This is a genomic window from Clostridium rectalis (assembly GCF_900626095.1).
Taxonomy (GTDB): domain Bacteria; phylum Bacillota; class Clostridia; order Clostridiales; family Clostridiaceae; genus Clostridium_AS; species Clostridium_AS rectalis.
The window spans coordinates 363151-374508 of sequence record NZ_UYZZ01000003.1 but is presented as its reverse complement, the minus strand read 5'-3'; the positions used below and the strand labels follow the sequence as shown (position 1 = coordinate 374508).

Sequence of the window (11358 nt, the reverse complement as noted above, 5' to 3'; positions counted from 1 at the left end):
ATTTTCCTAATTATTCCCCTTTAGAGCAGTTATTGTTTCTGTGTTTATAAGCTTAATATTAATTATCCAAGTGATTCCTAAAGTAAAGGACATATTAAGAATTATTAAAAGCCAATATAAACTTATATTTAAATTTAGTTTATATCCAAATTGTTTATAATAAGCAAAATTAAATAATATACTAAACAAAATACTTAAAGCAGTAGAGGTAATACCAAATTGTAAGTTTTCTTTAGAAAATATCTTATAAATATTTTTCTTTGTGTATCCTAGAGATGATAAAATACCTATTTCAGTATATCTGTCAATGGAAATTTTGTATATTATTATAAATACAATAAGAATAGAAACAACTAGGATTAACCCTGATAACATAGAAAATAGTTTTAATGTATTCTCAAAGGTATTTTTAAAAGCTGTAACTTCTTTTTCTTTAGAGGTTATATTAAATCCTTTGTCTTTAAGTAATTTAGTTATACCGGGAATTTTATTAAAATCTTTAATTTTAAATGATATGGCAGAGGCTTTTTTAGTATTAGTGTCTTCATATATTTTCTTTTCCACATTTGAACTAAGGGTAAAATTATCAAATGCATCATTAGATATGCCACTTATCTTTAATCTAATAGTTTGTTTTTTTTCATCTTTATTAACATATTCAAAATCCACATACTCGCCAAGTAATTTGTGTATTTTGGGATTTAGTTTAGAAGCAACACTACTAGAAAGGGTTATTTCATTTTTATTGTCTTTTGGCATATAACCATATATCATTGATAGATTAGAATCTACTATAGTAGGTGATTTTAAATCAAACTTTTTTTGATTTTTACCATAATTTATAGAGATGTTACTTAAGTCATATTGGTAATATATATTTTCTATAGAGTCCATAGATTCTAAATCGTTTAAGATAGATTCTAAGTCTTTATTATATTTTTCAGTATCTTTTTTAACTGTTTTATTTAGAATTTTATTATCTTCACTTATGGAAGCTTTATTATAAAAGGAATTTTTATATTTAAATTCACTTATAGCATTATTTATTATTTTCTTTGATCCTAATGAACAAATAAACGCAGCAGATCCAAAGGCAATAATACATGCAGCTATAAAAAATTTAAAAAAATGAATTTTAAAATTCTTTATGGCTAGTTTCCAAGCATTATTAAAACTAAGTTTAGGTATGATATTTTTTTATTAGAAGAGTTGCAATGAAGAAATTCTTATCTATACGAAGATGTATAATGGAGGTGTAATTACAGCAATCACATATTTATCATAAGTAAAAGAAGTATTAGATGTAATGAATAGTTATTATATATTTATGTTTATGATTGTGTCGGGATTAGTGGTAATAATATCTTTTAAATATTCTAAATTTATATCAAAACCTCTAATTGCTATGAGTAAAAAAGCAAAGGATATTTCCAATTGTAATTTTCAAGGAGAATACAAGGTAACAAGTGAAGATGAAATAGGATTATTAGGAGAATCACTGAACTTGATCTCTAAAAATCTTGAAAGAAGTTTAAAGGAGTTGAAGGATGCAAACATAAAATTAAAGGAGGATATGAATAACCAAAGAAAACAAGAGGAGAAAAGGAAAGAGTTAATTGCCAATATTTCACATGAATTAAAAACTCCTATTACTATAATTCAAGGAAATATTAACGGGCTAAAAAATGGAATTTATACAGAGGAAATATATAACGATATTCAGGAAGAAACTATAAGATTAAATGAACTTGTTATGGAAATACTTAAAATGTCAAGGTTAGAATCACTGAGTTTTAGATTAAAACAAGAACATTTTGATCTTTGTGGAGCTTTTTATAGTGTGAATGATAAATTAAGAAACTTAGTTAAAGAAAAATCATTAGAAGTAATTATAGAAGATGTTGAGGAGGCTATTGTATTTGGAGATGAGCAAAAAATTAAAGAAGTGATTAGTAATTTATATACCAATTCTATTAAATATACATCACATGGGAATAAGATAAAAATTAATATATTGGAGGAGAAAGAAAAATACATATTTCAGATTGAAAATTTTGGCGTAACCTTAAAAAAAGAGGAGTTAAATAATATTTGGGATCCATTTTATAGGGGAGAAAAGTCAAGGAATAGGAAGTTTGGAGGTACAGGATTAGGTCTATCTACTGTAAAAAAAATACTAGAATATCATCATAATGAGTTTAAAGTGGAGAGTAAATATAATAGTGTTAATTTTTATTTTACATTAAATAAGTATAAAGAATATTAGATTAACATATGATTTTATAGTAATTTGTTATGAGTAATAATTATCTATACAATTGTTATTAAATAACAATTGAAAATATTAATAGATGAGTATCTATTAAGCCAATTAAATTTTCAAGATGTATATTGTATTTTTTAAATGAATTTAACAATTATATTTTATTATTTTTAAATTGGTTAGGTTTTATTAAATCTGTAGATTTTATTACTAATGATAAAAAATACTATAGGAGGTGATAAATTGATACACACCTCCTTGTTGATAAATAAAAACATTAGTGAAACATTTATTTAAATTTAAAGGTGTTTATTATTTAAAAAAATATAGGAGTCTTTTAATTTATAATTCTTTTACTTAAAGTTTTATCTTTAAAGGTAGTTGCAATTATTGCATCTACTAAAGCAATGCCTATAAGTATATAGTTTTGTTTTAATACGATTACAGGGAAAAGTGCAAATATAAAGCTAGATAGTATTATACAATATAAAATATTTTCACTTATTTTATAAAGAGTAGTTGATAGTATACTTATTCCAACTAAATATGCTGAGAAGTGCATATAAAATTGAGGAAGTACAATAAAATTTGGTATAAAGATAAGTGGTAAGAACCACAATGACCAAAAAAGTCCTGTTACAATAGATGATTTCCAAAATCCTTTTTCGTCTTCATTAGCTGGCTGAACAATACCTCTCCAACCAATTTCTTGTGAACCTATTATTAACAACATAATAGGTAGATAACGAAAGAAATCTATAATTTTACCATACCTATATACACCTCTAAAAAGCATGGCAAAGAGAAAATGAGCGATCAAAAATATTGGTATTAATACAATAGTTTTTGTTTTTTTAATCGTTATCAATTTTTTCGTAAATCCTTTTATTCCACCTAGATTTTCTTTATTCAAAATGTGTACTGTTAAGGCTGAGATAAATGGACCTAAACACCCTAAAATAAAAATTATTAGATATAGAGGGCTGTTAAATACTTGGTTGAATTTAATATTAGAATGAATTATTATGCCAAAGCAAAGGTAGCTAATGAAAAAGGATATTAATAAGAATTGCTTAGAACTTTTTTTCACAGACTTTCCTCCAATTATATTATATTTGGTCGATGATTATATTAATAGTATCATATTTTTAATATTATGAAAATAATCAAAATATATAAAATTCATATTTTTCTTGACAATCCATTTTTTTCATTATACAATTAAGTTGGTCGGTGATGTATGATGCATCATAAATATATTTAACTGAATTTCAAGGAGGAGTTTTATCATGGATTATATGGATTTAAGTAAATATCCTGCGGAACCTTTTAAAATTAAGAGTGTTGAACCTGTTAGAATGATTTCTAGAGAAGAACGTGAAGTTGCTATGAAGGAAGCAGGATATAATACATTCAACTTAAGATCAGAGGATGTATATATTGATTTGCTTACAGATTCAGGAACTAATGCTATGAGCGATGCTCAATGGGCAGGCATGATGATTGGAGACGAGGCTTATGCTGGAAGTAAGAACTGGTTATATTTAGAATCAACAATAAAAGAATTATTTGGATTTAAACACGTAGTGCCAACTCACCAAGGGCGTGGTGCAGAGAATCTTCTTTCAAGTATAGCAATTAAACCAGGACAATATGTAGCTGGAAATATGTATTTTACAACCACTAGATATCATCAAGAAAAAAATGGTGGTATTTTCGTAGATATTATAAGAGATGAAGCTCATGATGCCTCAATAGACGTTAAATTTAAGGGAAATATTGATGTAACTAAACTTGAAAAATTAATTGAAGAAAAGGGAGCGGAAAATATAGCTTATGTTTGTCTTGCGGTTACTGTAAATTTAGCAGGTGGACAACCAGTTTCTATGGCTAATATGAGAGCTGTTAGAGAGTTAACAGCAAAGCATGGAATTAAAGTATTTTATGATGCTACTAGATGTGTTGAAAATGCTTATTTTATAAGAGAGCAGGAAGAGGGTTATGAAAACGTTTCTATTAAAGATATAGTACATGAAATGTTTAGCTATTCTGATGGAGCCACTATGTCAGGTAAAAAAGACGGTATAGTAAATATCGGTGGTTTTTTAGCAATAAATGATGAAAAATTATTTGGAAAAGCTAAAGAAATAGTAGTTGTTTATGAGGGTATGCCATCTTATGGTGGTATGACTGGCCGTGATATGCAGGCTATAGCAATTGGATTTAGGGAAGCAATGCAATATGAATATATAGAACATAGAATAAAACAGGTTAGATATCTTGGAGATAGATTATTGGAGGCTGGAATTCCAATAGTGGAACCAGTTGGAGGACATGCTGTATTTTTAGATGCAAGAAGATTTTGTCCACATCTAGATCAAGAACAATTCCCAGCTCAATCATTAGCGGCTTCACTTTACATTGATTCTGGAGTTAGGTCCATGGAACGTGGTATAGTTTCAGCAGGTAGAGACGTTAAGACAGGAGAAAATCATAGACCAAAACTAGAAACAGTTAGACTAACTATTCCAAGAAGAGTTTATACGTACAAACATATGGATGTTGTAGCTGAATCAGTTATAAATCTATATAAACATAAAGAAGATATAAAGCCACTTAAATTTGTTTATGAACCAGAACAATTAAGATTCTTTACTGCAAAGTTTGATTATGCAGACTAATTGGAATAAAATTTATTATTATATATTTTCGGGCTTTATGCCCGAAAAATATAGAAAATAGATATGGTAAAAAGGTGTAATTTGCTCTAAATAGAAATTTATAACGACTCCTGTTATAGGGTTAAAAATGGGGAGGAAATGTATGAAAACCGAAGAAGTTACTCAAAATACTCATGTGGTTGCTAAGTTTGAATCTAAATGGGGATTTATATTAGCATGTGTGGGTTCTGCTGTAGGTATGGCTAATGTTTGGGGGTTTCCTTATAAGTTAGGTAGCAACGGTGGGGGAGCATTTTTAGTAGCTTATCTTATATTTATAGTTCTTTTTAGTTATGTAGGGCTTTCTGCGGAATATGCAATTGGACGTAGGGCAAGAACTGGAACACTAGGAGCCTATGAAAATGCATGGAAGTCGGGTGGCAAAGAAGGATTGGGTAAAATTGTTGGGTGGATTCCACTTGCAGGTTCTATGTGTATAGCTATAGGCTATGCAGTAATCATTTCTTATGTCCTTAAAGGATGGTTTCAATCTGTTACGGGTAGTCTTATGACTGTAGATACGGGTGTATGGTTTGAATCATTTTCCATGTCTGATTATTCTGTTATTCCATATCATTTGATTGTTGTTATAGGAACATTGCTTACATTAACTCTTGGCGCAGACAGCATTGAAAAATCTAATAAGGTTATGATGCCATTGTTTTTTATATTATTTGTAATTCTTGCTATTCGCGTATCTTTATTGCCAGGGGCGATGGAAGGATATAAATTTATGTTTATTCCAAGATGGGAAGTTTTAAAAGATCCTATGGTTTGGATTTGGGCAATGGGTCAAGCTTTTTTCTCGTTATCTGTAACTGGTAGTGGTATGATTGTATATGGTGCATATTTATCAGAAGGTGAGGATATTGTAGACGGAGCAAAAAATACTGCTATATTTGATACAATTGCAGCAATGGTAGCAGCATTAGTAATTATCCCAGCTTGTTTTGCGTACAATGTAGATGTTGGAGCGGGTCCTGGGCTTCTTTTTGTGACGCTACCTAAAATACTACAAAATATACCAGGCGGTAGAATTTTTGCAATAATATTATTTACAGCAGTAGTATTTGGAGGAGTATCCTCTTTACAAAATATGTTTGAAGTTGTTGGAGAATCATTAATGCATAAATTCCCTAAACTAAAACGTATCCCTATGTTAATATTACTTTGTGTAATTTGTTTTGGTATAGGAGTTAATATGGAACCTATATTTAAATGGGGACCATGGATGGATCTAATATCGATATATATTATTCCAATTGGAGCAACCTTAGGTGCTGTATCATGGTTTTGGATTATGAAAAAAGAAGATTTACTTGATGAAATCAACTTGGGGGCTAAAAGAAAAAAAGGAGATTTATGGTACAATATGGGTAAATATCTTTATGTCCCATTTGCAGCGCTTTTATGTATAATAGCATTATTTATGAAGGTATCGTTTTAAGTTGGTGGTGGAGTAGACTCCGCCACTTTTATTGTAATAATAAACTATTAGTGTTATAATATATCGAGTTATTTTTGTTATTTTAATTAATAAAAGGACAGGGGTATTATTGTGTTGATTAATAAAAAAACCTTAAGTGATCAAATTTATGATATATTAAAAGTAGAAATATTAAAAAGAAAAATTCCTTTTGGAACAAAACTTGTAAATAGATCATTACAAAAAAGATTTGGAGTTAGTTCATCTCCTATTAGAGATGCTATAAATCGGTTAAATCAAGATGGGCTTATTACATCTATTGATAAAACTGGAGCTACAGTAGTTGATTTTGATTATGACTTTTTTGTTGAAGTAAATGAAATACTTCTCTATGTAATTAATACAGGTATAAAATTATCTTTTGAGAAATCCGATACTGAAGAGGTTTGTAGATGTGTAGAAGAATATATTCTCCTACAGGAAAAGTGTATAGGAACAGATGAATTTTATGATTATGATTATAAATTTCACAAAGCATTTATTGAATATTCTAGAAATACAAGATTGAAAAAGCTTTTTAAAGAATACAATGTACTTCATGAAATGCTTGTGAGAAGTTATTATGAGCCTGAAACTCTTCAAATTCAGGAGGACAGTATTAAAATGCATAAGCAAATAAAGGATGCATTTAAAAATAAAAACTATTTATTGGCAATGACACTTACAGAAGAACATTATAAGGCGGCTGATAAGATTTTTAAAAAAATACTTCATAAAAGAAAAAAGAAATTGGAAGAAGATGGTTATAGTGATTAAAGTTAATTATTACCAAGAAAATAAAAATGCACTTAGTAAGTTAGTATAGATAAGTTACTAAGTGTATTTTTTATAAAATATAAATGGTGCTACTTAAAGGTGATAAAATGTGCATTTGTTGCACTGTGTAAGGGGAAATGATATACTAAAGAAAATACTTTAATAAAGTATAGAGGTGTATAATGACAAAAAAACAAGTTACCAATATGGAAGTAAAAAAGAATAATAGAAATCGTATATTTAGATATATTTGTAAGTGTGATAAAACGTCTAATCCTGAGATTTCTTATGAACTAAAAATTAGTCTACCTACAGTGACTCAAAACACAAAAGAGCTAATGGAACGTGGTCTAATTGCGGAGGTAGGAGAGTTTCAATCTACTGGAGGAAGAAGAGCAAAGGCATTTTCCGTTGTAGCTGATTCAAAATTGGCAGTTGGTCTTGATATTACTAAAAATCATGTTGACTTTCTTTTGACAAATCTTACAGGAAAGATATTAAAATATGATAGATATAATTACCCATATAGTGCGGAGGATAATTATTATAGTGAGATAAATAAAAAGCTAGAAAGTTTTTTAGATGAGAGTGTTAAAGAACGGGAGAAAATCCTTGGAATCGGAATCTCATTTCCTGGAATCATAAATTTGGATAAAGAAGTGGTGTCTTATTCTCATATGTTAGGATTAAAAGCATTGCCTCTTCATACAGTAAGCCGTTTCTTTTCTTATCCTTGTTATTTTCTTAATGATGCTAATGCGGGGGCATATGCAGAAGGAATTAATATGGAGAAAAAGGAAAGGTTTTTTTATTTATCATTAAGTAATACAGTAGGAGGAGCTATTTTAAATTGTAATGAGTTAGTACAGGGCCAAAATTTCCGATGCGGAGAGGTTGGACATATGACAGTTGTTCCAGATGGAGTTTCTTGTTATTGTGGAAAATCAGGATGCTTAGATGTGTATTGTTCAGCAAAATGTCTCTCTGATGCTATGGATGGAAAGTTAGATCTTTTTTTTGAAGCGTTAACATGTGGAGAAAAGGATATTACAGATATATGGGATATATATACTACATATTTGGCTATTGCTATTAATAATATTCATATGGTTTTAGATTGTGATATTATTTTGGGAGGATATGTAGGAAGCTTTATAGAAAATCATATTCGGGATATAAGAGAGAAAGTTTCAAAAAGAAATACCTTTTCAGAGGATGGTATGTTTGTAAGAGCGTGTAACTATAAAATTGGTGCAGCGGCTTTAGGTGCGGCACTAAAAGTTATAGAAACATTTAGTGCACAAGTATAATTGAATAGAAATTTATTGAGAGGTCTTAGTTTAAGGCCCCTCTTTTTTATTTGAAAATGTTTTATCAGGAATACAAAAAAAGCTTTGTATATATTTAAAAACAAAAAAAGCTCTATTGACAAACGTTTACACATATTATAATATAAATACATAATTAAAGTATTTAATTAAGTATAAATAAAAGTATAGAAATAAGGGGGAACTATCATGGAAGGTAAAATGAAAGTTGCGGTTATGCATGAAATTGGAAAAATTGAATTAGAAGAGCATAAAATTCCTAAAGTAAAAGAAGATGAAGTTTTGGTTAAACTTGAGTATGTTGGTATTTGTGGAAGTGACTTACATTATTATGAAACAGGTGCAATTGGAGATTTTGTAGTTAAACCACCTTTTGTACTTGGACATGAGCCAGGTGGAACTGTGGTGGAAGTAGGAAACAATGTAAAGCACCTAAAGGTTGGAGATCGTGTTGCATTAGAACCAGGAAAAACTTGTGGACACTGTGAATTTTGTAAAACAGGACGTTATAATCTTTGTCCGGATGTTATTTTCTTTGCTACTCCACCTGTGGATGGTGTTTTTCAGGAATATGTTGCCCATCAGGCAGACCTTTGTTTTAAACTACCGGATAATGTAAGCACTATGGAAGGAGCACTAATTGAACCCTTAGCAGTAGGATTTCATGCAGCTATGCAGGGAAATGCTAAAGTTGGACAAACAGCAGTGGTTATGGGAGCAGGATGTATCGGTTTGGTAACAATGATGGCATTAAAGGCAATGGGAGTTACAAAAGTTATTGTTGTGGATATTATGGAGAAACGTCTTCAAAAAGCATTAGAACTTGGGGCAGATGGAGTTATTAATGGAAGTAAGGTCAATGTGGTTGAAGAGATTATAAAGCTAACAGATAATTTAGGTTGTGATTTAGCAATTGAAACTGCAGGAACAGAGATTACAACAGTGCAGTGTATGAAAATGACTAAGAAGGGTGCAACAATTGTGCTTGTTGGCTACAGTAAAGATGGAGAAATGAAACTTCCTATGGGACTTGCATTGGATAAGGAACTTACATTTAAAACTGTGTTCCGTTATCGTCATATTTACCCTATGGCAATTGGTGCTGTAGCTTCGGGAAAGGTAAATCTAAAAGGTATTGTGACAGATGTATTCACACTTGATGAAGCACAAAAAGCTATGGATTACAGTATAAATAATAAGTCTGATATTGTAAAAGCGGTTATTCGTATTTCTGAAGAAAAATAAGTATAGCAATTAAACTTTTATGAAAACACCTTCGGAATAATAATTTATGACAATTTCGAAGGTGTTTTTTAAAAAAATTAGAGATGATTCTTTATAATACAAATGAGTTTAGAAATCCAGAAGTATTTATAAACGAGGGGGATTAAAATGGAAAGTAAAGAAACAAATGTAAAGGTGCCCTTAATCAGCAAAATTGCTTATGGCATGGGTGATGTAGGATGTAATTTCAGTTGGATGTTTGTAGGAAATTTTCTTATGATTTTTTATACGGATGTGTTTGGTATTAGCATGAGTGCTGTAGCAGGTCTCATGTTGTTTTCTAGGTTTTGGGATGCTCTTAATGATCCGATAATTGGTAGATTAAGCGATAAAACAAATAGTAGATGGGGAAGATACAGACCATGGCTTTTGATAGGTGCACCATTAACTGCTATTGTATTGATGCTAACTTTTTGGGCACATCCTAACTGGTCTTCTACTAGTAAAATTATTTATATGGCAATAACCTATTGTATTTTGGTATTAGGATATACTTGTGTAAATATTCCATATGGAACTTTATGCGGAGCAATGACACAGGATATTGAAGAACGAGCCCAAATTAATACATCTCGTTCTGTTAGCGCCATGGCAGCTATTGGTGTTATTAACATTATAACAGTTCCTCTTATTGGGCTACTCGGTAAAGGAAATGATAAAAATGGATATCTTTTTACAGCTATTTTATATGGAATTATATTTGCTATATGTCATATTTTTTGTTTTGCTAAAACAAAAGAAGTAGTAGAAATACCGGAAAAGCAAAAAGTATCATTAAAAACCCAGTTGGTAGCTGTAGGAAAAAACAAACCATACTTAATTGCACTTGCTGGACAGTTTCTTTTTGGTATGACCTTTTATGGAAGAAATGCAGATATGTTGTATTATTTTACTTATGTAGAGGGAAATAAGGCATTGTTTAGTACTTATTCTTTATGTATTATTATTCCATCTATCATAGGAGCAGCTTGTTTTCCATCTATGTTTAAACTTACAAAAAACAAGGGGAGATCAGCATCTATATTTGCACTACTAACAGGAATTAGTATGTTTTGTATGTATTTTTTTACTGTAGGAGAATCTCCTGTTCCATTTTATGCTTTTTCATGCCTTTCACAGTTTTTCTTTTCAGGGTTTAATACAGCTATTTATGCTATTATTCCAGACTGTGTGGAATATGGTGAATGGAAAACTGGACTACGTAATGATGGATTTCAATATGCATTTATATCATTGGGAAATAAGGTTGGAATGGCTATAGGAACTTCTGTATTAGCAGGTGTTATGGGGATGTATGGATATGTAGCAAATCAGCAGCAAAATCAGGCAGTGATTTCAGTAATAAAACATTCATTTACAACCGTTCCCGGAATTCTATGGATTGTAACTGCAGCTGTTTTATTTTTCTATCGTTTAAATAAAGATTCTTATAATAAGATATTATTAGAGATTAATGAAAGAAAAGATAAAGACATTGTGAGTAACATGTCAGTTGGAAGTTAAAATTATTATTTTGGAGGT

General features: G+C 30.0%; 9 protein-coding genes. 7 read left to right on the top strand and 2 right to left on the bottom strand.

The features are described 5' to 3' along the window. Positions 1 to 6: 6 nt before the first annotated feature. Positions 7 to 894 carry an ABC transporter permease gene (locus tag EJL03_RS07160; protein WP_125153279.1) on the bottom strand — a complete coding sequence of 296 codons (888 nt, stop codon included), beginning with the start codon at positions 892 to 894 and terminating at the stop codon, positions 7 to 9. Positions 895 to 1306: 412 nt separating this feature from the next. Between EJL03_RS07160 and EJL03_RS07155 the strand changes: the two genes are divergently transcribed. Beyond that, positions 1307 to 2266 carry a sensor histidine kinase gene (locus EJL03_RS07155; protein ID WP_125153278.1) on the top strand — a complete coding sequence of 320 codons (960 nt, stop codon included), beginning with the start codon at positions 1307 to 1309 and terminating at the stop codon, positions 2264 to 2266. Positions 2267 to 2600: 334 nt separating this feature from the next. Here EJL03_RS07155 and EJL03_RS07150 read toward each other — a convergent pair whose 3' ends face one another. Beyond that, entirely contained in the window at positions 2601 to 3353 is a 753-nt protein-coding gene (locus EJL03_RS07150) for a CPBP family glutamic-type intramembrane protease (protein WP_125153277.1), read from the bottom strand. Between the two features lie 199 nt (positions 3354 to 3552). On the opposite strand from EJL03_RS07150, the gene EJL03_RS07145 reads away from it, so the two are divergent. The 6 genes from EJL03_RS07145 to EJL03_RS07120 all read left to right on the top strand — a co-directional run bounded on the left by EJL03_RS07145 (position 3553) and on the right by EJL03_RS07120 (position 11340). Beyond that, positions 3553 to 4944: a tyrosine phenol-lyase gene (locus EJL03_RS07145; RefSeq protein WP_341472415.1), complete on the top strand. Its 1392-nt coding sequence runs from the start codon at positions 3553 to 3555 to the stop codon at positions 4942 to 4944. A 142-nt stretch (positions 4945 to 5086) separates the two neighbouring features. Next, on the top strand, positions 5087 to 6430 hold the full coding sequence (locus EJL03_RS07140) for a sodium-dependent transporter (protein ID WP_125153276.1): 1344 nt from the start codon (positions 5087 to 5089) through the stop codon (positions 6428 to 6430). Positions 6431 to 6541: 111 nt separating this feature from the next. Further along, positions 6542 to 7225 (top strand): GntR family transcriptional regulator, encoded by a 684-nt coding sequence (locus tag EJL03_RS07135; RefSeq protein ID WP_125153275.1) that lies wholly within the window; start codon positions 6542 to 6544, stop codon positions 7223 to 7225. Positions 7226 to 7407: 182 nt separating this feature from the next. After that, the gene (locus EJL03_RS07130) at positions 7408 to 8535 is read left to right on the top strand and encodes an ROK family transcriptional regulator (RefSeq protein ID WP_125153274.1); all 1128 of its coding nucleotides are present in this window, start codon (positions 7408 to 7410) and stop codon (positions 8533 to 8535) included. A 207-nt stretch (positions 8536 to 8742) separates the two neighbouring features. Further along, positions 8743 to 9798, top strand: a complete 1056-nt coding sequence (locus EJL03_RS07125) for an NAD(P)-dependent alcohol dehydrogenase (protein ID WP_125153273.1) — start codon at positions 8743 to 8745, stop codon at positions 9796 to 9798. 147 nt (positions 9799 to 9945) lie between these two features. Continuing rightward, a complete protein-coding gene (locus EJL03_RS07120; RefSeq protein WP_125153272.1) occupies positions 9946 to 11340 on the top strand; it encodes an MFS transporter in 1395 nt (464 codons plus the stop codon). The last annotated feature ends 18 nt before the right edge of the window (positions 11341 to 11358 follow it).